This is a genomic window from Mycobacterium sp. 2-64 (assembly GCF_035918375.1).
Taxonomy (GTDB): Bacteria; Actinomycetota; Actinomycetes; order Mycobacteriales; family Mycobacteriaceae; genus Mycobacterium; species Mycobacterium intracellulare.
In genome coordinates this window covers 4727264-4746491 of the sequence record NZ_CP142361.1, presented here as the reverse complement: position 1 = coordinate 4746491, position 19228 = coordinate 4727264, and the positions used below count along the sequence as shown (strand labels likewise).

At 65.3% G+C, this 19228-nt stretch carries 21 protein-coding genes and 4 tRNA genes; 10 read left to right on the top strand and 15 right to left on the bottom strand.

All coding sequences use genetic code 11. The annotated features are described in order from the left end of the window. Positions 1–2 precede the first annotated feature (2 nt). The 4 genes from pstS to pstB are packed head-to-tail and all read left to right on the top strand — an operon-like array spanning position 3 to position 3886. Positions 3–1127 carry a phosphate ABC transporter substrate-binding protein PstS gene (gene pstS / locus QGN31_RS22090; protein ID WP_014383806.1) on the top strand — a complete coding sequence of 375 codons (1125 nt, stop codon included), beginning with the start codon at positions 3–5 and terminating at the stop codon, positions 1125–1127. Between the two features lie 15 nt (positions 1128–1142). Then, on the top strand, positions 1143–2186 hold the full coding sequence (gene pstC / locus QGN31_RS22085) for a phosphate ABC transporter permease subunit PstC (protein WP_036429840.1): 1044 nt from the start codon (positions 1143–1145) through the stop codon (positions 2184–2186). Continuing rightward, on the top strand, positions 2183–3097 hold the full coding sequence (pstA, locus tag QGN31_RS22080) for a phosphate ABC transporter permease PstA (RefSeq protein WP_014941267.1): 915 nt from the start codon (positions 2183–2185) through the stop codon (positions 3095–3097). The genes pstC and pstA overlap by 4 nt, the downstream gene beginning before the upstream one ends. Before the next feature lie 12 nt (positions 3098–3109). After that, the gene (gene pstB, locus QGN31_RS22075; protein WP_008263919.1) at positions 3110–3886 is read left to right on the top strand and encodes a phosphate ABC transporter ATP-binding protein PstB; all 777 of its coding nucleotides are present in this window, start codon (positions 3110–3112) and stop codon (positions 3884–3886) included. On the opposite strand, the gene phoU is transcribed toward pstB, so the two are convergent. The 5 genes from phoU to QGN31_RS22050 all read right to left on the bottom strand — a co-directional run bounded on the left by phoU (position 3883) and on the right by QGN31_RS22050 (position 9887). Further along, on the bottom strand, positions 3883–4551 hold the full coding sequence (gene phoU, locus QGN31_RS22070; RefSeq protein WP_014941268.1) for a phosphate signaling complex protein PhoU: 669 nt from the start codon (positions 4549–4551) through the stop codon (positions 3883–3885). The genes pstB and phoU overlap by 4 nt on opposite strands. Before the next feature lie 58 nt (positions 4552–4609). Beyond that, positions 4610–6745 carry an LCP family protein gene (locus QGN31_RS22065; protein WP_014941269.1) on the bottom strand — a complete coding sequence of 712 codons (2136 nt, stop codon included), beginning with the start codon at positions 6743–6745 and terminating at the stop codon, positions 4610–4612. A 209-nt stretch (positions 6746–6954) separates the two neighbouring features. After that, positions 6955–8040, bottom strand: a complete 1086-nt coding sequence (gene dusB / locus QGN31_RS22060) for a tRNA dihydrouridine synthase DusB (protein ID WP_231119628.1) — start codon at positions 8038–8040, stop codon at positions 6955–6957. A 55-nt stretch (positions 8041–8095) separates the two neighbouring features. Beyond that, positions 8096–9118, bottom strand: coding sequence for an acyl-ACP desaturase (locus QGN31_RS22055; protein WP_009954448.1), 1023 nt, complete (start codon positions 9116–9118; stop codon positions 8096–8098). Positions 9119–9272: 154 nt separating this feature from the next. Continuing rightward, a complete protein-coding gene (locus QGN31_RS22050) occupies positions 9273–9887 on the bottom strand; it encodes a TetR/AcrR family transcriptional regulator (RefSeq protein ID WP_029384628.1) in 615 nt (204 codons plus the stop codon). A gap of 66 nt (positions 9888–9953) precedes the next feature. Here QGN31_RS22050 and QGN31_RS22045 point away from each other — a divergent pair, with 66 nt between their 5' ends. Further along, positions 9954–11006, top strand: a complete 1053-nt coding sequence (locus QGN31_RS22045; protein WP_043954407.1) for an oxygenase MpaB family protein — start codon at positions 9954–9956, stop codon at positions 11004–11006. A gap of 79 nt (positions 11007–11085) precedes the next feature. Here the strand turns inward: QGN31_RS22045 and QGN31_RS22040 are convergent, their stop codons facing one another. The 3 genes from QGN31_RS22040 to QGN31_RS22030 are packed head-to-tail and all read right to left on the bottom strand — an operon-like array spanning position 11086 to position 12278. Further along, positions 11086–11289 (bottom strand): hypothetical protein, encoded by a 204-nt coding sequence (locus QGN31_RS22040; RefSeq protein ID WP_014379111.1) that lies wholly within the window; start codon positions 11287–11289, stop codon positions 11086–11088. 44 nt (positions 11290–11333) lie between these two features. After that, positions 11334–11732, bottom strand: coding sequence for an ArsR/SmtB family transcription factor (locus tag QGN31_RS22035; protein WP_014379112.1), 399 nt, complete (start codon positions 11730–11732; stop codon positions 11334–11336). A gap of 45 nt (positions 11733–11777) precedes the next feature. Then, positions 11778–12278, bottom strand: coding sequence for a nucleoside deaminase (locus QGN31_RS22030; RefSeq protein WP_014379113.1), 501 nt, complete (start codon positions 12276–12278; stop codon positions 11778–11780). A gap of 119 nt (positions 12279–12397) precedes the next feature. On the opposite strand from QGN31_RS22030, the gene QGN31_RS22025 reads away from it, so the two are divergent. Further along, positions 12398–13297 carry a class I SAM-dependent methyltransferase gene (locus QGN31_RS22025; RefSeq protein ID WP_014941270.1) on the top strand — a complete coding sequence of 300 codons (900 nt, stop codon included), beginning with the start codon at positions 12398–12400 and terminating at the stop codon, positions 13295–13297. 39 nt (positions 13298–13336) lie between these two features. Here QGN31_RS22025 and QGN31_RS22020 read toward each other — a convergent pair. Next, positions 13337–13412, bottom strand: a tRNA-Lys gene (locus QGN31_RS22020). Between the two features lie 124 nt (positions 13413–13536). Between QGN31_RS22020 and QGN31_RS22015 the strand changes: the two genes are divergently transcribed. The 3 genes from QGN31_RS22015 (at position 13537) to QGN31_RS22005 (ending at position 13819) form a co-directional block, all read left to right on the top strand. Continuing rightward, positions 13537–13609 (top strand) — tRNA-Glu (locus QGN31_RS22015). A gap of 29 nt (positions 13610–13638) precedes the next feature. Beyond that, positions 13639–13715, top strand: a tRNA-Asp gene (locus tag QGN31_RS22010). Between the two features lie 27 nt (positions 13716–13742). After that, positions 13743–13819 (top strand) — tRNA-Phe (locus QGN31_RS22005). Positions 13820–13851: 32 nt separating this feature from the next. Here the strand turns inward: QGN31_RS22005 and QGN31_RS22000 are convergent. The 5 genes from QGN31_RS22000 to QGN31_RS21980 all read right to left on the bottom strand — a co-directional run bounded on the left by QGN31_RS22000 (position 13852) and on the right by QGN31_RS21980 (position 17910). Further along, positions 13852–15009 carry a site-specific integrase gene (locus QGN31_RS22000; RefSeq protein WP_012396382.1) on the bottom strand — a complete coding sequence of 386 codons (1158 nt, stop codon included), beginning with the start codon at positions 15007–15009 and terminating at the stop codon, positions 13852–13854. Beyond that, positions 15010–15240: a helix-turn-helix transcriptional regulator gene (locus QGN31_RS21995; RefSeq protein ID WP_012396381.1), complete on the bottom strand. Its 231-nt coding sequence runs from the start codon at positions 15238–15240 to the stop codon at positions 15010–15012. 10 nt (positions 15241–15250) lie between these two features. After that, positions 15251–16597, bottom strand: coding sequence for a cell division protein FtsK (locus QGN31_RS21990; protein WP_009954443.1), 1347 nt, complete (start codon positions 16595–16597; stop codon positions 15251–15253). Further along, positions 16594–17016, bottom strand: a complete 423-nt coding sequence (locus tag QGN31_RS21985) for a hypothetical protein (RefSeq protein ID WP_012396380.1) — start codon at positions 17014–17016, stop codon at positions 16594–16596. Before QGN31_RS21985 ends, QGN31_RS21990 begins: the two co-directional genes overlap by 4 nt. A 99-nt stretch (positions 17017–17115) precedes the next feature. Next, positions 17116–17910 (bottom strand): GntR family transcriptional regulator, encoded by a 795-nt coding sequence (locus QGN31_RS21980; RefSeq protein ID WP_012396379.1) that lies wholly within the window; start codon positions 17908–17910, stop codon positions 17116–17118. Positions 17911–17987: 77 nt separating this feature from the next. Between QGN31_RS21980 and QGN31_RS21975 the strand changes: the two genes are divergently transcribed. Further along, a complete protein-coding gene (locus QGN31_RS21975) occupies positions 17988–18416 on the top strand; it encodes an NUDIX hydrolase (RefSeq protein WP_012396378.1) in 429 nt (142 codons plus the stop codon). Between the two features lie 70 nt (positions 18417–18486). Here the strand turns inward: QGN31_RS21975 and QGN31_RS21970 are convergent, their stop codons facing one another. Further along, on the bottom strand, positions 18487–19086 hold the full coding sequence (locus QGN31_RS21970; RefSeq protein WP_031349047.1) for a TetR family transcriptional regulator: 600 nt from the start codon (positions 19084–19086) through the stop codon (positions 18487–18489). Between the last annotated feature and the right edge of the window lie 142 nt (positions 19087–19228).

Sequence of the window (19228 nt, the reverse complement as noted above, 5' to 3'; positions counted from 1 at the left end):
CGGTGAAGCTCGACAGGCAGGGCAGGGCGGCGGCCGCGGTGGCGCTGGCGACGGCACTCGGCGTCGCGGCGCTGGCCGCCTGCGGCAGCGACGAGAACCGTCCCGGAGCCGCGGCGCCCAGCGTCACCGCCCCCGCGGGCACCGCGGGGTGTGGCGGCAAGAACAACCTGACGGCGGAAGGCTCGACCGCGCAAGCGAACGCCATCACCGTCTTCAACCAGGTGTGGGGCCAGTACTGCCCGGGCAAGGGTCTGGCCTACAACCCGACCGGGTCGGGCGCCGGTCGCGAGCAGTTCATCGCCGGGCACGTGGACTTTGCGGGGGCCGACTCTCCGTTGGTCGCCGAACAGATCGGTCCGGCCGCTAGCCGGTGCGGCGGGAACCCGGCGTGGGACCTGCCCCTGGTGTTCGGCCCGATCGCGCTCGCCTACAACCTGCCGGGGAATCCGGCCCTGGTGGTCAGCAGTGACGCGGTGGCCAAAATTTTCACCGGCAAGATCACCACGTGGAACGACCCCATCCTGGTCGGGCTCAACCCGGGAGTGGCCCTGCCCGACACCAGGATCACGCCGATCTACCGGTCCGACTCGTCGGGAACCACCGACAACGTGCAGAAGTATCTGACCGCCGCCGCCCCGCAGAGCTGGGCCAAAGGGGTCGGTACGGAATTCCAGGGCGGCGTCGGCGAGGGCGCGGCGAAGTCGTCCGGGGTCATCCAGGCGGTCCAGGCCATTCCGGGCGCCATCGGATACGTCCAGAAGGGCTTCGCCGACCAGGCGCGCATGTCCTACGCCAAAATCGCCACCCGCGGCGGGGTGGTCCCGCTCACCAACGACACGGCCGGAAACGCCATCAAGGCGGCCAAATTCCTCGGCGAGGGAAACGACCTGTTGCTCGACCTCAACGCCATGTACGGCTCGCAGGAGCCGGGCGTCTATCCGCTGGTGCTCGTGACCTACGAGATCGTCTGCTCCAAGGGCTACGACGCCGAGACCGCCGGGGCAATCAAATCGTTCCTCTCCATCGCCGCCACCAGCGGGCAGGCCGAACTTTCCTCGGCTGGTTACATTCCGCTGCCCGATAAGGTCAAGGAACGACTGGTCGCCGCCATCGATGCGCTGCAGTGACCAGGTGAGATCGCAGTGACGGAGTTTTCGGGGCCAAACCCAATCGACTCGGGCGCGGGCGCGGTCCTCGCCACGTCCATTCCCGAGTCGCCGACGACACCCACCAGCCCGTGGGGCGAGGCCCGACCACATGTGGGAGACCGGATATTCCGGCGGCTCGCGCAGACCTCGGGCGTGCTGATCATCGTCGTGATCGCCGCGATCGCCGTCTTCCTGCTCGGGCGCGCGGCACCGGCGTTGCAGCGCAACCGCGAGAACTTCTTCAGCTACGGCGGTAACTGGGTCACCACCGACCCGTCGGCGATGCACTTCGGGATCGCCAGCCTGCTGCCGGTGACCGTGTTCGTGTCGCTGTTCGCGTTGACCTTGGCCATGCCCGTCGCGCTGGGCGTCGCCCTCTTCATCACCCAGTACGCGCCTCGCCGGGTGGCGACGCCGCTGGCCTACGCGGTCGATCTGCTGGCCGCGGTTCCCTCGATCATCTACGGCGCCTGGGGTCTATACGTGTTGGCGCCGCAACTGCGGCCCATCGCCACCTGGCTCAACCGCTCCATGGGCTGGTGCTTTCTGTTCGCCGACGGCAACGCGTCGGCCGCCGGCGGCGGCACCATCTTCACCGGCGGCATCGTCTTGGCGGTGATGATCCTGCCGATCGTCACCGCCGTCACCCGCGAGGTCTTCGTCCAGACACCGCAGGACCAGATCGAAGCCGCGCTGGCGCTGGGCGCCACCCGATGGGAAGTGGTCAAGACCGTCACCCTGCCGTTCGGGCGGTCCGGCTACATCAGCGGCGGGATGCTGGGGCTGGGTCGCGCGCTGGGCGAAACGGTCGCGCTGCTGATCATCTTGCGGGGCACCCAGTCGGCGTTCGGCTGGTCGCTGTTCGACGGCGGCTCCACCTTCGCCACCAAGATCGCGGGCGCCGCGGCCGAGTTCGACGACCGGTTCAAGTCGGGCGCCTACATCGCCGCGGGCCTGACACTCTTCGCGCTCACCTTCCTCGTCGACGCCCTGGCCCGGGGCGCCGTCGCCGGGGCCGGCCGAAAGGCCGCGCGATGACGTCGATGCTGGACCGCCCGCTCAAGTCGCGGACGTTCTCACCGCTGTCCCGGCGCCGCCGTACCGCGAATCGTGTTGCGACCGTATTGGTTTCACTGGCATTGCTGGTGGCCGTGGCGCCGCTGGTGATGGTGCTGTGGTCGGTGACCGTCAAGGGAGTCAGGGCGATCACGTCCACCGTCTGGTGGTCGCACTCGCAAGCCGGGATGACGGCCTTCGTGACCGGCGGCGGCGCCTACCACGCGCTGGTCGGCACCGTGCTGCAGGGATTGGTGTGCGCCGCCATCTCCATTCCGATCGGTCTGATGGTCGCGATCTATCTGGTCGAATACGGCGGCGGCACCGCGCTGGGCCGGTTGGCCTCGTTCATGGTGGACATCCTGAGCGGGGTGCCCTCGATCGTGGCGGCGTTGTTCGTCTACGCGTTGTGTGTGGCCACGCTGGGCATGCCCCGCTCGGAGTTCGCGGTATCGCTGGCGCTGGTGTTGCTGATGCTGCCGGTGATCGTGCGGGCGACCGAGGAAATGCTGCGGGTGGTTCCGGTGGATCTGCGCGAGGCCAGCTACGCCCTGGGCATCACCAAGTGGAAGACCATCGTCCGGGTGGTCATTCCCACCGGGCTGTCCGGCATCGTCACCGGGATCTTGCTGGCGATGGCACGGGTGATGGGGGAGACGGCGCCGCTGTTGATCCTCGTCGGCTATGCGCAATCGATGAACTTCAACATCTTCAGCGACTTCATGGGGACGCTGCCAGGCATGATGTACAACCAGACGTCGGTCGGCGCGGGCCTCAACCCCATCCCCACGGATCGGTTGTGGGGTGCCGCGTTAACCCTCATCCTGGTGATCGCCGCGATCAATATCGTGGCTCGAGTGATAGCGAAATTCCTTGGCGCCAGAAAGTCATAGGCAGGAGCAGTAGTGGCCAAACGGTTGGACCTCAAGGGCGTCAACATCTACTACGGGTCGTTTCACGCCGTCGCGGAGGTGACGCTGACGGTGTTGCCGCGCAGTGTCACCGCGTTCATCGGCCCGTCGGGGTGCGGCAAGACGACGGTGCTGCGCACCCTCAACCGCATGCATGAGGTGGTGCCCGGCGGGCGCGTCGAGGGCAGCGTGCTGCTCGACGACGAGGACATCTACGGCGCCGGTGTCGACCCGGTCGGTGTGCGCCGGGCCATCGGGATGGTGTTCCAGCGTCCGAACCCGTTCCCCGCCATGTCAATTCGCGACAACGTGGTGGCCGGCCTGAAGCTGCAAGGGGTGCGCAATCGCAAGGTGCTCGATGAGACGGCCGAATACTCACTGCGCGGCGCGAACCTGTGGGACGAGGTCAAGGATCGGTTGGACCGGCCCGGTGGTGGTCTGTCCGGCGGGCAGCAGCAGCGGCTGTGCATCGCCAGGGCCATCGCCGTGCAGCCCGACGTGCTGCTCATGGACGAGCCGTGCTCGGCGCTGGACCCGATCTCGACGATGGCCATCGAGGAGCTGATCAGCGAGCTGAAGCAGGACTACACGATCGTCATCGTCACCCACAACATGCAGCAGGCGGCCCGGGTCAGCGACTACACCGCGTTTTTCAACCTGGAAGCCGTCGGGAAACCGGGGCGGCTGATCGAGGTCGACGACACCGAGAAGATCTTTTCCAACCCGAATCAAAAGGCGACCGAGGACTACATCTCGGGCCGCTTCGGCTAGCTGGACGGCGGTTTCGCCTCTTCCTCGGGCAGTCTGCCGGTCGCCTGGAAAATGACGCGCCTGGCCACCTCGACGGCGTGGTCGGCGAAACGCTCGTAGAAGCGGCCCAACAACGTCACGTCGACGGCCGCCGCCACGCCGTGCTTCCATTCCCGGTCCATCAGCACCGAGAACAGGTGCCGGTGCAGATCGTCCATCCCGTCGTCTTCTTCGCGGATCCGGGCCGCCTTCTCCGGGTCGCGCGACAACACCACCTCTTGGGCGCTGTTGCCCAATTCGACTGCGATGCTGCCCATTTCGGCGAAGTAGCCGTTGACCTCTTCGGGCAGGGCGTGCTGGGGATGCCGCCGTCGGGCGATTTTGGCGACGTGCAATGCCAGCGCACCCATGCGGTCGATGTCCGCCACCATCTGAATGGCGCTCACGATCGACCGCAGATCACCGGCCACCGGCGCCTGCAATGCCAGCAGCACAAAGGCGCTTTCCTCGGCGCGCGCGCTCATCGCGGCGATCGCTTCGTGGTCGGAGATCACTTGTTCGGCCAGCACCAAGTCGGCCTGCAGCAGGGCTTGGGTGGCCCGCTCCATGGCGATTCCTGCCAAGCCGCACATCTCGCCGAGCCGCTCGGATAACTCCGAGAGTTGCTCGTGGTAGGCGGTTCGCATGTCGTCAAGGATACGTTCCCCGCGTCCCAGACAGGCCGCGGAGCGCCGTCAATACGGCTTATTCGCAGGTGGTGTCGGCCGCGTTGGTGACGGTCAGGTCCTCGGGGAGCTTGGCCGGCGCGTTGCTCGAGCCGCGTTCGATCTGCAAACTCATCGGCGAGCCGCTCGGCGAGGGGGCGGTGACCGACTTGAAGTCCGGGCCCAGAACCACCTGCACGACCTGCCCGTAGCCGGACACCCGCTGGACCTTGGCGTTGGCGAACGACGACGCCACGGTGGCCGCGGCCTCTTCGTTGCCGGGCGAGAACAGCACCGTCGTCGCGGTCACCGAACTCGGATAATCGTCGGGGGCCATCACGTTGAAGCCGTCCCGCTTGAGCTGGGTGGTCGCGGTCGCCGCCAGCCCGGTCTGCGTGGTGGCGTTGGAAACCCGCACGGTCACACCGCTCGGCGAGGTCGTGGTGACCTGCTCGTGTTGGGCCTCCGGCGTCGGGGACGGTTTCCTGGTGGTCGGGGCCTTCGACGCGCCCGTCGTGCCCGAGCCGGACGAGGCGCTCAAATTCTTTGCGTTCTGGTCGTTTTCCTCCGGCAGCGGATCGTCGTTGATGATGGCGTCGAACAGCGCCCGCATGTCGGACATGCGCGGCGGCTCGTCGCCGTTCTGGTCGGTGACGCCGGTGGGCACCGTCACGAACGTGACGTGGCCGGCCGCCATCCCCTGCAACGACTGACCTAGCTGCACCAGGTCCTTGGACTTCACGTTGTCGACGACGGTGTCGCTGATGAACATGTTGACGACGTTGTTGAGCTTGTTGAGGTCAAGCAGCGTGTCCGCCGAGATCAACGACCTCAGCAGCGACGACAAGAACAGCTGCTGGCGCTTGATGCGGCCGTAGTCCCCGTTGATCTCCGTGGTGACCTGGCGGGCGCGTACGTAATTCAGCGCGGTGGAACCGTCGAGAACCTGGCGCCCGCCGTGTTCAAGGACGGTGCCCAGCTCGTAGTCGTGCAGCGGGGTGCTCGAGCACACCTCGACGCCGCCGAGGGCATCCACCATTTTCGCGAAGCCGGAGAAGTCGACGGCGATGAAGCGGTTGATGCTCAACCCGGACAGCTTCTGGATTTCCTTCACCAGACACTTCGGGCCGCCGAAGGCGAACGCGGAGTTCAGTTTGGTCTCGGTGTAGACCATCTTCGGTCCCCACGTCTGCGTCTTCGCGTCGTAGAGCGGGCCGTACTTGCCGGTGGTGGGGTCCCAGGCCTCGCACTGCATCGGGGTGATCGCCAGGTCGCGCGGGAACGACACCGCCACCACGCGTTTGCGATTGGCCGGGATGTTCACCAGCATGACGGTGTCCGAGCGGGCGCCGTCGGCGTCGTCGGTGTCGCCGGCGCCCATGTTGGCGTTGTCCCCGGCGCGCGAGTCGAGGCCGACGATCAAGAAGTCTTCGTCGCCGTATTGCCCGTTCGCGTCGCGGATGTCGTCCGAGTGCGGGTCGAGCGCGTTGATCGTGTTGAGCCGGGCGTTCTTCGACGTGCTCCACTGCCAGGCCCCGCCGGTCATCACCAGCGCCAGCACGGCGGCCAGCGCCGCCACCGAGCGGCCGGCCAGCAGCATCGGGCGCCGGCGTTTGGGCTCCTCGGCGGCGGTGTCGACGGCGCCGGATGGCGGCTCGTCGGGCTCGTCCTCGTTCGGGTAGTCGGCGTCCATGAGCTCGCGAAGCTCGGAGACCGCGTCGAACGAGTAGGCGAGGTCGTCGATGACCTGTGTTTTCTGCAGCTCGAGCGGCGGTTCGGGCTCGGGCCGGAAGGCTTGGGGGCGGGGCTCGAAGAGTTCGGGTTCGGGGAATTCGGGCTCGGAAAATTCGGGCTCGGGAGGCTCGACCTCCGGGGCGGCGCGTCGGTGGATAGGCCGGTCGGGGGCACCGATTTTGGCGATCAGATCGGCGACGCTGACCCCGCCCCCGGCGTGGCTTCCGGTGTGCTCGGTGTCGTCGACGTCCTGCGGCGCGGCGGGCTCGACGGCCGTTTCGGGCTGCCAGCGATGGATGTTGTCGTCGGGCGGCGGTTCGAAGAATCGCTCCCAGGGAGCGGCGCCCAGGCTGGGCGACGGGCCCGTCGGGATCGGTTGGGCGTGAACCTCGCCCGGTGCATGCCGACCGTTACGAGTGGCGTCGCGCTCGCCGTCACTCATGTCCTACCGGCCTCCGAAGCTCTGATGCAGACGTCAGCGTGTCCGTGCGTGGTGGCAGCGCGGCGCCGCTCGTGTCGGCGCGACGGCTCGTGCCATCCGTTTTCGTCGCGCCCGTGCGGCGGCACAAAATCATCCGCCGTCCAAGCGCATGCAACAAAGCCCACATCGTACTGAGTTATCGGTCCGGAAGCGATTTCGAGCCGGTGGACTCAGCCGCCGGAGTGCATGACGTCGGCGCCGGCCGGCACCGTGCAGTCGTCGGGGTCGTCCAGCCAGCCTTCCGGGAGCACGACCCGGGCGGGTGAACCCTGCCGGCCCCGGGGCCCGCTCGCCTCGTCCGGGAAGGGCACGTTGGCGTCCAATCGGTCGAGAAGGCGGTCCAGCTCGTCGAGCGTCTTGACCATTGCCAGCGCTCGGCGCAGCTCGGAGCCGGCGGGAAAGCCGTGCAGGTACCACGCGATGTGCTTGCGGATGTCGCGCATGCCCTTGTCCTCGCCGAAGTGCGCGGCCAGCAGCTGGCCGTGCCGGCGGACGATGTCGGCGACCTCGCCCAGCGTCGGTGGTGTGGGCGGAGGGCTGCCGGTGAAAGCCGCCGACAGCTCGGCGAAGAGCCACGGGCGGCCCAGGCAGCCGCGGCCGATGACCACGCCGTCGCATCCGGTGGCGGCCATCATCGTCAGGGCGTCGCTGGCGTCGTAGATGTCGCCGTTGCCGAGCACCGGGATCGTGCGCACATGCTGCTTCAGCCGGGCGATCTCGTCCCAATCGGCGGTGCCGGAGTAGCGTTGCGCCGCCGTGCGGGCGTGCAGCGCGACCGCGGCGGCGCCCTCGGCTTCGGCGATACGTCCGGCGTCGAGGTGCGTGTGGTGCTCGTCGTCTATGCCGATGCGGAACTTGACGGTCACCGGTATCTGGGTGCCCTCGGTGGCGCGCACGGCCGCGGCGACGATCTGGCCGAACAGCCGCCGCTTGTAGGGCAGCGCCGACCCGCCGCCGCGCTTGGTCACCTTGGGCACCGGGCAGCCGAAATTCATGTCGATGTGATCGGCCAGGCCTTCGTCGGCGATCATCTTGGCGGCCGCGTAGGTGGTCGCGGGGTCGACGGTGTAGAGCTGCAGCGACCGGGGCGACTCGTCGGGGGCGAACGTGGTCATGTGCATGGTGACCGGGTGACGCTCGACGAGCGCGCGGGCCGTCACCATCTCGCAGACGTAGAGGCCGCTGACGGTGCCGACCTTGGATCGCTCCAACTCACGGCACAGCGTCCGGAAGGCGACGTTGGTGACGCCAGCCATCGGTGCCAGAACCACCGGGCTCGCGAGCGCGATGGAACCGATGCGCACCGCTTGGTTACCGCCGGCTCATGGTCAGCGTGCCCGCCGTCCGATGCAGCTCGACGGCTGTGGTCCTCTTGCCGGTGCGGGCTTCCCGGTCGAGCTGGCGCTGCTTGGAGACCTCGAACTTGTCGCAGGTCTGCTCCAGCTCCTTGATCAGCACCCCCAGGTCGTCGCGCAAGGCGGCGGCCTCACCCGAGAAGTCCTCACGCTCGAAGATGCGCCATTTCCTCAACACCGGCATGACGACCTCGTCGAGGTGGATGCGCGGGTCGTACACGCCGCCCACGGCGATCATCACGGCCTTGCGCCGGAACTCGGGCACCTGGTAGCCGGGCATCTGGAAGTTGCGCAACACCTTGTGCAGCGACTTCATCGCCTGATTGGGCGCGATCTCGAACCCGGCCTCGGTGACGTCGCGGTAGAAGATCATGTGCAGGTTCTCGTCGGCTGAGATCTTGGCCAACAACTGATCGGCGATCGTGTCGTTGCACGCCTTACCGGTGTTGCGGTGCGAGATCCGCGTCGCCAACTCCTGGAAGGTCACGTAGGTGACCGAATCGAACAGGCTCTCGGCGAACAGGTCTTCGCGAACCTGGTGGTTCTGGCCGGGGCTGAAGCCGCGGTTGACCACCTCGATGCGCAGCTTCTCCAATTCGTACGGGTCGACCGCGCGCGTGACCACCAAGTAGTCGCGCAGCGCGATCCCGTGCCGGTTCTCCTCCGCGGTCCACCGGTTGACCCATTGGCCCCAGGGGCCGTCCATGCTGAAGTTCATCGCGATCTCGCGGTGATAGGACGGCAGGTTGTCCTCGGTCATTAGGTTCTGCACCATCGCCACCTGGGCGACGTCCGAGAGCTTGGATTGTCCCGGCTCCCAGTCCTGCCCACCGAGCGCATAGAAGTTCTTTCCGTCCGACCACGGGATGTAGTCGTGCGGGTTCCAGTTCTTGTGCATGCTCTCGTGCCGGTTCAGGTACTTCTCGACGACCGGCTGGAGTTCGTGCAGCAGCTGTAGGTTTGTCAGCTCGGCTGACATAGTGCCTCCAGTTATCTGTGTCGATGGGTAGCAGTCAATATATCTGTGTACTTCGGTAGCAGCAAGTTCCTCGTCGGGCGTGGTCGATAACGGTTTGACATCGCGATCAACCCCCAGTTTTACGGCTTGCCGATCCGGCCCGAATGAAAACCCGCTACTGCGACTTGCCGAGCTCTCCGGCGGGGACGTACGGCGCCGCGGTGATGTAGAGCATGTTGATGCAGTAGTCGATGAACTGTCTGCGGGTCGCCCCGAGTTGCCCGTGCAGGTAGGCGGTGAACAGGCTCGACAGGCCACCGACCAGGCTGGTGGCGATCATTTTCTGCAGCACGGCATCGCCGATCCGGGACAGCTTGCGCTGCAGCAGGTCGATGAAATTGGGCATCCACTCCGCGCCCGACCGCACCAGCACCGGCTCCACCGCCGGCGCCAGCAACAGCACGCGCCCGCGGACCGGGTCGTCCACCATCAGCTCGACGAACCGCTCGACGGCCTCTCGCGGGGTCGTCGCCGACGTCAGGGTGTTCATTGCCCGCGTGCAGACGTCGTCATAGACCGCGCGCACGAATTCGTCACGGTCGGCGAAGCTTTCGTAGAAGTAGCGTTCGGTCAGCGCGGCCTTGCGGCACACCGCGCGCACGGTCAGCGCCGGCCCCCCGGAACCGCCGAGCAGCTGCACCCCGGCGCTGATCAGATTGTCACGGCGAAGCGCGAGGCGACTCTCCAAGGGGACGCCGGTCCAGCGGCCCCGTCGTTGACCCGTCTGCACATCGCTCCTAAGCTGAAAATGACAACGGCTGTAGTCAAAAATTCAGATACCTACAGGAATCCAATAGTGACTCAAGATACGTCCGCATCGCACCCCCTGACCAGCGACGCGACCGGCGCCCCTGATCAGTCTGGCGGGCCGGCCGACGGCTCCAACGGTGTCGCGGGCGGCTGTCCCGTATCGCCACTGGGCTACGACGCGCCGCCAACACCGCTGGGACCCGATTCCCTGACCTGGCGTTATTTCGGGGACTGGCGGGGCATGCTGCAGGGCCCATGGGCCGGATCGATGCAGAACATGCACCCCCAACTGGGCGCGGCGGTGCTCGACCACTCCACCTTCTTCCGCGAGCGGTGGCCGCGTCTGCTGCGTTCGCTGTACCCCATCGGCGGGGTCGTCTTCGACGGTGAGCGCGCCCCGGTGACCGGCGCCGAAGTCCGCGACTACCACACCGACATCAAGGGCGTCGACGACCAGGGCCGCCGCTACCACGCCCTGAACCCCGACGTCTTCTACTGGGCGCATTCCACCTTCTTTATGGGCACCATTCACGTGGCCGAACGGTTTTGCGGTGGGATCACCGAGGCGCAAAAGCGTCAACTGTTCGACGAACATGTCGAGTGGTACCGCATGTACGGCATGAGCATGCGTCCCGTGCCGAAGTCGTGGGAGGAGTTCCAGGCCTACTGGGACCACATGTGCCGCAACGTGCTGGAGAGCAACGAGGCGGCACGGGCCGTGCTCGATCTCAGCGAGTTGCCCAAACCGCCTTTCGCGCAATGGATTCCGGAACCCTTGTGGGCCTTGCAGCGCAAACTGATGGCCCCGTTCTTCGTCTGGCTGACCGTCGGCCTCTACGACCCCCCGGTGCGGGAGCTGATGGGCTACCGGTGGTCGCGCCGCGACGAGTGGTTGCACCGGCGTTTTGGCGACCTGGTTCGTTTCGTATTCGCCCTGGTGCCAAGCAGATTCCGCAAGCACCCGCGGGCGCGTGCCGGGTTGGACCGCGCCAGTGGGCGAATTCCGCTCGATACCCCGCTGGTGCAAACGCCGGCGCGCAATCTGCCGCCGATCGACGAACGCGGGGACCCCAAGCACTACTGTCCGATGGTGTCTTGAGCCGTACGACGATGCAGCCCGCGAAGCGGGGTGAGGAGGAGTGCGGCAATTCGGTCTAGCCGTACGGTCGTCGTCCGCGCTAGGCGTGGGCGTGGCTGTGAACGTCCTCCAGCCCGGCCTGGTGCACGTGCCGATGGGTGTGTTCGGTCCCGTCGTCGTGCGCGTGGGAGTGTTCGTGCTCCACGTGGTCGTGCTCGTGGGACGTGTGTGCATGTGCGTGCGTCACGTCGCCGTGCCGATGCTCGTGGTCGTGCGGTGCGTCGTGGGTGTGCTCTTCGCTCATCGGTGATGCCTCCTTGCGTGAAATGCCTTGTGCTTCCGGCCGACTCAGCGGCCGCTGCTGCGGTGTCGGTTCGACGATTCGGCTACCGCCTTTAGCCCGTCGTCGCCGCGGTGGTGGCCGGGGACCCCGGGTCCGGCGTGCTCGGCGTTGAAAACGGCGTCGATGACGAGCTGGCGGACGTGGTCGTTCTCCAGGCTGTAGAAGATCGTCGTGCCCTCCCGGCGGGTGCGGACCAGACGTGCCATCCGCAACTTCGCGAGGTGCTGGGAAACCGACGGCGCCGGCTTGCCCACGTGCTCGGCGAGTTCGTTGACCGACATCTCTTGGTCGGTCAACGACCAGAGCACCTGCACGCGGGTGGCATCGGCCAGCATCCGGAAGACCTCGACCACCAGGCCGGCCTGGTCGTCGGGAAGACGCCCTTTGCTATTACCTGCATGCATACGCAAATACTAGCGAAGGTCGGCGGGACTTGCCAAGGGGGCGGCTCAGGACGGCGGGACGACCGTCGTCTGGCGTCGGCCGCCGTTGTGCTCGTTCCACAGCCGGTAGACCTCTATCGCCCCCTCGTGCGGCTCGTAGCGCATCGGCAGGCGCCGCCGGTCCCAGTCCTTGGCGAATTCGTCATAGAACGTGGACAACTCGAAGTACTTGCGGTCATCGGCGTAGTACTGCTCGTAGCTTTCGCGCGTGGTCAGGAACACGACCTGCCGGGGCGAGCAGTAATACAGCGAGCCCAGGCACATCGGGCACGGGTGGGCCAGCACGTAGATAGTGGTATCGACGAGGTGCTCGGTGCCCAGCTTCACGCAGGCCTCGCGGATGGCGAGGATCTCGGCGTGGGCGGTGGGGTCGTTCGTCTGGGCCACCCGGTTGGCGCTCTCGGCGAGCACCTCGCCGCCCCGGACGATCACCGTGGCGAACGGCCGACCGCCTTCGGCCACGTTGCGGCGAGCCAGTTCGATCGTTCGTTGAGCGAAATCGGTCACGGGTCCTCCGGAGTGGGACGGCAGCAGATAGGTCGGAGAGTAGCCCCGTCGGCCGCCACACCGAGTCCGTGATGTTAACTAGATTATCTATCTTTTTCCGAGCCGACTGAAGGGGCATCATGGCGCGCACCGATCGTGATCGTTGGGACCTGGCGACAAGCGTGGGGGCGACGGCGACCATGGTGGTCGCCCAGCGGGCGCTGTCCTCCGAGGCGAAGTTGATCGACGACCCCTATGCCGCGCCGCTGGTGCGGGCGGTCGGCATCGACGTCTACGTCCGCCTGGTGAACGGCGAAATCGAGGCCGGCGGGAACACGGAGTTCGATCCCCGGCGAATGGCGCAGGGAATGGCCTGCCGAACCCGGTTCTATGACCAATTCTTTCTGGATGCCACCCGCGGCGGCATCGGCCAGGTGGTGATCCTCGCGTCGGGCCTGGATTCCCGCGCCTACCGGCTGCCCTGGCCGGCCGGCACCGTCGTCTATGAGGTCGACATGCCGGAGGTCATCGAGTTCAAGACCCTGACCCTGGGCGATCTGGGCGCCGAGCCGACCGCGCAGCGGCGCACCGTCGCGATCGATCTGCGCGACGACTGGGCCTCGGCCCTGCGGGCCGCGGGATTCGATCCCCAGGCCCCCTCCGCGTGGAGCGCCGAAGGCCTGGTGGTCTATCTGCCGGACGACGCTCAGGATGCGCTGTTCGACAACGTCACCTCGCTGAGCGCCCCCGGCAGTCGTCTCGCTTTCGAATTCGTGCCCGACACCGCGGTTTTCGCCGACCCGCGGTGGCGTGCTCACCACGACCGGATGAGCGAACTCGGCTTCGAGATCGACTTCAACGACCTCGTGTACCACGGCCAGCGCAGCCACATCGTCGATCACCTGAACCAGCGCGGCTGGCAGACGTCGTCGACGACGGTCGCGGATCTGCACGCGGCGAACGGTTTCGTCTACGCCGACGACGACGTCGCCGCGGCCTTCGCCGACGTGACGTACTGCAGCGCTGTGCTCGGGCGATGAGCGGTCATCGGTCGCGCACGGCCCACGCGATGCGCGATGTGGTGCCCCCACTAGGACTCGAACCTAGGACCTGCGGATTAAAAGTCCGTAGCTCTACCAACTGAGCTATAGGGGCCGCGAAGATTCAGGATACTTGGACCGAAAACCCGGCTCGTTTGAGGATTGGGCACACCGTGACCTAAGCTGACGTGGCTCCCAACGAAACCACGTTGCGAGTACCCCGGAGTGATTCGGTTCTGGCCCCCATCGTCTAGTGGCCTAGGACGCCGCCCTTTCACGGCGGTAGCACGGGTTCGAATCCCGTTGGGGGTACGCGACGCGGTGACGCGGAGCAGCAGCAAGGCCCTGTGGCGCAGTTGGTTAGCGCGCCGCCCTGTCACGGCGGAGGTCGCGGGTTCGAGTCCCGTCAGGGTCGCCAAGCGCGGCGAGGCACTCGCTGCCTTCCGGCCAGGTAGCTCAGTCGGTACGAGCGTCCGCCTGAAAAGCGGAAGGTCGGCGGTTCGATCCCGCCCCTGGCCACCAATCTTGAGCTGCACGGACGCGGTGACAGCACTCTATGGATGTTTCGGTGTGTCCGGTTCCTGTCCGTTCGCCTGGTCTTTGGCGACGTCATTGAGCCGGTCGAGATTCGTAGCGACGTGGTCGAGTTCGTCTGAGTAGAGGTCGCTGTAGATGTTGGCGGTGACGGTCGGGGTCGAGTGCCCCATGGTCTTCTGGACGTAGCGGAGGTCGGCCCCGGATTTGCGGGCGAGGCTGGCGTACGTGTGGCGGAGGTCGTGGATCGTCAGCGGCGCCAGGCCGGTTTTCTTGAGGGCTTTGTTCCAGTGGGTGTGTCTGCGCCAGTTGTTTGATCTCAGGAAGCCGCCATTTGGTGATGTGATCGCTTGCTCTTTAGTCGAGCGGTTTTCGATTCGTGGCTTCAGCGCGTCGATGACGATTCGGGGGAGTGGGACGGTTCGGACGGCTGCGCGAGTTTTCGGCGGCCCGACGATGATTCGGCCCTCTACGTCCGGGGCGGCTTGGCGGACGTAGAGGCGGCGTGCTTTGAGGTCGATGTCGCCGACGCGCAGGCCGACGAGTTCGGACCAGCGCAGACCGGTAAAGGCCAGGATTGTGACGATGTCGCCTTGGTCGCCGCAGGCGTGTGCCAGGGCGGCGACTTCCGTGGCGGAGAGGTAGCGGTGACGTTCCCGCGCCGGAATCCGACCGGATGACACACCCTGGGCCGGGTTGATGTGAATTCGGCCGTCCTCGCGAGCCATGTCGAGAATCGAGCGCAGCAGCCGGAGCGTGGCGAGTTTGGCCCACGGGCCCACGGTGAGGCCGCCGATGAACTGCTGCACGTCCTTCCGGCTGATCTCGTCAACCGGGACATGGCCGAAGCGCGGGCTGATACGTAGCTCCCAATGCTGCGCGTAGCCGCTCCACGTCTTGGGGGAAACGGCCGGCTGCTTCGATGCGCTGTATTGCGTCCAGATAGCGGAGAGGCTGGCGCGGCCAAGTCTGGGGTCGAATCGTCGGGCGCCGATCGCCGCCTCGCCGTCGCGATCGGCCTTGAACGCGCGCGCTTCCCGCATGGTGGCAAACGTCGATGACGTCTCGACCCATCCTGACGGGGAGTTTGGATCGCGCACCAGGTAGCGCACTTGGTAGCGCGCCTGGCCGGCTGAATTCGTCCGCTTTCGGATGCCGCGCGGTACTGATCCGGCCACTTAGCGGCGCACCTGCTTGAGCCACGCGCGGACTTCCGCTGCGTCCCAACGTCTTACGCGATCGGATAGCGTGTAGCACGGCGGCCCCACATCTGCGCCGTGTACGCGTAGCGCGCCCCATCGGCTCACGGTGGCAGTGGACACGCCAAGCAGCTCCGCCACCTGTTCCGCTGTCAGCAGCTCTGGAAAGGTCGCTATTGCGGTGGTGGCGTTGATGCCAAGAATTGCCATGCCGCTGTCCTCAGTTCTCTGTGGGGCCAGTGGGTCTTTGGCAAGTGAGACCGTATTCTTGTGCAACAGAACGGATTAACGAATCTGGCCAGTAGTCGGCACGTACTCGCATCGTTGATCCGTCTTCGGCGATGACGTATCCGGTCCCAGGTTCACTCGGGTTGATGCGGTGCGCGGGTGCGGCATCAGCGAGGCCATCACCCAGAACCATCGCGACTTCGTCGCGTGAACGCAGCCGCAATGCAACGGTCTGGGTGAACAACCCGCGCATGGGCAGAATCTCCTTGCGAGGGTCCTGCATGAAGGCGGCGACCACGATGCCTACGGCCCTGCCCTTCGTCAGAATGCGTGAGAGCGAGCCCGCAACTTGCTTCCTCAGGGCGGCGTCCGTCATGTACGCGGTCAAGCCCGCCAATTCATCTATAAGCAGCACGACTAGCGGTTCGGCGGCGCTCGGTGTGTGCGAACGTGCTCGGCCAGCCATCCTGCGGCCACGGCTATCCAGCAGCTCCTCCAACTTGTTTAGCAAGCTCGCGGCCTCGACCTCGGTTGTCGCAATCTTGCTGAATAGGGCGGAGCCGACTGACACTTCGATCCCGTACTTGAGGTCGACGGCGAACAGCCGGACGGTTCCTGACTTGACGGCTGGGCCCAGTCCGCCTGCGATGCCCCAGAAAATGGAGCCTTTGCCCGCCCCTGAGCACCCAACAGTGAGGGTGTGGAGGCCAGCGACGCGGAGAATCCAAGCCGAGCCGTTCTCGCGTCGGCCAATCTTAACGGCAGTTGCCTCGGTGCAGGTTGGCCGTCTAGCAGTTTCGATGGCCGACAGCTGTTGTCGCATAACCAATTCCATGCGAACCGTCCCGGGTGCAACCACCGTGGAACGGGCGGAATGTGCCCCGACAGCGTCGCGGATTGCGGGGACCGCGGTTTCGAGGTCATCGACTGTCTGGCCCGTTCGTGTGCGGACGGTCATGTGCAGACAGTGATCGGAGATGCTCACTCCGAGAAGGCGAGGGTGGGTCCAAACCGTCTTCGTCGTGGTCTTGCCCTGCGAGTCCGTACCTGCCACGCGCTCGGAAGTCGACAGCCCGCAGGCCTTGGCAACTCGTGGCCAGGAAATCAACGCCCATAGCAGCCATCGGGCCCGCCGCGCAGGGGTTGCGACATAGCGCCTAAATGTGGCGGGCGAACGCAGTCTCCAAACGACGAGCGAAAGGGTGACCACCCCGGTCACCGCGGTGAGCCACGTGGCGCCGACCGTCAGCACGTGCGTGAGGTCAAAGAGGTCCGTCCCGGCGTCGGGATCTGGAATCGAATACGGATCGCTAGGTACTACGGGGTCGTACTGACTCATGCTGACGCCCGGTCTGCCGCTGAGGACCCCGCCTTGCCGGTGTCCGCGGTCATGCCCGAGGCCCGAAACGACCACGCAATGCGGCCGGATTCGCTCGAACGGTCTACGTACGGCAACACGCACAGCCCCTCGAAAATCACTGGTGTGAAAGGCATTCCGGCAGTGTTCGGTGGGCACACAGGCTGCTTTGGCGTTGCGAACTTGACGGTCAGGGTGCGTGCCCGCTTGCTCGCGGCCGGATCGCCGTCGAGGACTTCCACCTGCCACAACGGCAGGCCTGATTCTCGATCAGTCGCCTGAACCTTGTTGTCTTTCGTTGACCGCTCGTAATCGATCACCGGCGTCACGTCGGACACCACGAACGCTTTGTGTGGGAAGACCTGCTGGTGAGACAGCGTGAGCCACTTCGGCACAGACATTTTGTCGACCTTTCGTAGAACTGCTCTAGACAAGTTGAGGTTACATAGTCGTCTAGAGGAGTGCAACGGCCGACACGTGATTCGTGTGAGACTTTGCGCTCAGCGGGCCGGGAACTCGTATTCGAGCAGGTAGGCGGAGGCCACCTTCACGGTGTCGCAGACCTCCACCGCCACGTCATTGGTGTCGTAAGCGGTTCGCAGCACCGTCAGCACCGGAACTCCCGAGTCGAGCTCCAGCTGCCGCCGTTCTTCAGGAGTGGGCATCCGAGCGGCGACTTCTTCAGTGAAGCGAGCAAGCACATGACCGTGCTCTTCTAAGCGCGCGTAGATACCACCGGGTCCGGTATCCACCTGCTCGATCCTCGTGCCTTCGGCAAATGCCGCCGGAATGTACGAGACGGCCGTCTCAACGGGTCGTCCATTCGCCAGGTAACGCCTCGATCGCACGACGATGTCATCGTCGGCTGATATTCGAAGTTGTTCCGCTATAAACGAATTCGGCTTCTCGCGGCTGACGGCGATATTGTCGACTTGCGGCGAGTAGCCAGATTTCTCTGCCTCGACGGAAAAAGCCGCCTTTCCTTCGGCGCGATGCTGTCGTGCGAATCTATCCGACGCCAGCCTGCGGATTGGTGGCGTCGGCCGGACGAACACTCCGCGGCCGTGTTGCGAGATGACGAGTCCGTCGGAACGAAGCTCCTGCATGGCCTGTCTTACGGTCATGCGGGCCACACCGAAATGCTCGATCAGTTCCGCCTCGGACGGCAGTCGTTCCCCAGGCGGGAACCGACTGGAACTGATCGCCTCCCGCAACATGCTCGCGATCTGCCGATACGGTGGTTTGTCATCGGTGCGATCGATTTGTCCAAGTTGCAGCACCCGGCAGCCTTCCATTACATGTCTAGACGACTAGTCTAGGAAGCCAGTCAACCGGTGTCACGTCTGCCGGCGTCGAACAATGGAGACCAACGATGGGAACTACGCCAAAGCACTCGGTCAGTGTCGCCGGGGTCGTTGTACGGGATGACGGTCGGGTTCTCGTCATCCGGCGAGAGGACAACGGCCGCTGGGAGGCTCCCGGCGGAGTACTCGAACTGCACGAGTCCTTCGAGGACGGCGTTCGACGCGAAGTGCTCGAAGAAACTGGATTGAAGGTCACAGTGCAACGTCTCACCGGGGTCTACAAGAACCTTACTCAGGGCATTGTCGCGCTGGTTTACCGGTGCGGTCCTGCCGCCGGCGACACGCACCCGACTGCCGAAGCTCGGGAAGTCCGTTGGATGACGAAAGAACAAGTTGAGGGTGAGATGAGCCCTGCCTTCGCAGTGCGGGTTCTAGATGCATTCGATGAAGATCCGCACTCCCGCGCCCATGATGGAGTAAATGTCGTTTCAGGTTAAAGGTTATGACGGACCAGATTGCCGGGCAGTTGGCCAACCGTACGGCCCGGACTTCCAAAGCGGTCTGCACTCAGTCGAATCCAGCCAACGTAACCCTCAAGGCCCGTTCCAACTCAACGTGGAGCGGTGGTCTCGTTTTAGTGTCTTCACTCAGCCGGCGTCGAAGTATGAATTGTGCGGTGGCCAAGGCCGTGTGGACAAGCAGCGAGGGACGAATGTCCAACCCTGCATCGACGCCCATCCGTGCAGCGACGAGTTCGATGAACTTGCGGCCATCGTTATCGCTGATCAGTGCCGATTTGCTCAGTAGGTGGGGGGCGGTCAGTATGGCTTGTTGCCAGTAGTGCGGCTTCGGATTGGTTTTGTCCCACGCGGTTTCGGCGAACAACGCGATCAGCGCGTCGGCTGCTGATTGGTCCGATGGCTGAGTGCCATAGGCGGCAACGATTTCAGCGACCGTTTGCCGCAAGGGGGCGATCAGCAGATCTTCCTTCGTAGGCGCGTAGCGGAAGTACGTGCTGATGGATATCCCGGAAGCGGCAGCGATGTCCTCGGTGGTCACCGCAGCAAATCCACGTTCGGCAAAAAGTTGATGTGCGGTTCCCTGGATCTGCGAGAGCAACTCGGCGCGGCGTCGGTCCCTTAACGAGCCAGTGTTTGCGGAGGGCATGACATCGCCTTCGTCAATCCGACATTCCAGGCTTCCTTCTGCGCTATGGTACGAACAGTAGCGTAGCGAAACCAACAGTACTAGGGGTTGTTTTGCTGGTGTCGCGATGTCGGGGACCGAGGCAGGCGACGCGGATTGCACG

Coding starts and splice junctions, on each gene's coding strand:
- phoU (WP_014941268.1), bottom strand. CDS start 4,551: ATGCGAACCGCCTACCACGAGCAACTCTCGGAGTTATCCGAGCGGCTC.
- QGN31_RS21990 (WP_009954443.1), bottom strand. CDS start 16,597: ATGAGTCAGTACGACCCCGTAGTACCTAGCGATCCGTATTCGATTCCA.
- QGN31_RS22055 (WP_009954448.1), bottom strand. CDS start 9,118: ATGTCAGCCGAGCTGACAAACCTACAGCTGCTGCACGAACTCCAGCCG.
- QGN31_RS22025 (WP_014941270.1), top strand. CDS start 12,398: ATGGCGCGCACCGATCGTGATCGTTGGGACCTGGCGACAAGCGTGGGG.
- QGN31_RS21985 (WP_012396380.1), bottom strand. CDS start 17,016: ATGTCTGTGCCGAAGTGGCTCACGCTGTCTCACCAGCAGGTCTTCCCA.
- QGN31_RS21975 (WP_012396378.1), top strand. CDS start 17,988: ATGGGAACTACGCCAAAGCACTCGGTCAGTGTCGCCGGGGTCGTTGTA.
- QGN31_RS22035 (WP_014379112.1), bottom strand. CDS start 11,732: ATGCATGCAGGTAATAGCAAAGGGCGTCTTCCCGACGACCAGGCCGGC.
- QGN31_RS21995 (WP_012396381.1), bottom strand. CDS start 15,240: ATGGCAATTCTTGGCATCAACGCCACCACCGCAATAGCGACCTTTCCA.
- pstA (WP_014941267.1), top strand. CDS start 2,183: ATGACGTCGATGCTGGACCGCCCGCTCAAGTCGCGGACGTTCTCACCG.
- QGN31_RS21970 (WP_031349047.1), bottom strand. CDS start 19,086: ATGCCCTCCGCAAACACTGGCTCGTTAAGGGACCGACGCCGCGCCGAG.
- QGN31_RS22065 (WP_014941269.1), bottom strand. CDS start 6,745: ATGAGTGACGGCGAGCGCGACGCCACTCGTAACGGTCGGCATGCACCG.
- QGN31_RS21980 (WP_012396379.1), bottom strand. CDS start 17,910: ATGGAAGGCTGCCGGGTGCTGCAACTTGGACAAATCGATCGCACCGAT.
- QGN31_RS22040 (WP_014379111.1), bottom strand. CDS start 11,289: ATGAGCGAAGAGCACACCCACGACGCACCGCACGACCACGAGCATCGG.
- dusB (WP_231119628.1), bottom strand. CDS start 8,040: ATGGCTGGCGTCACCAACGTCGCCTTCCGGACGCTGTGCCGTGAGTTG.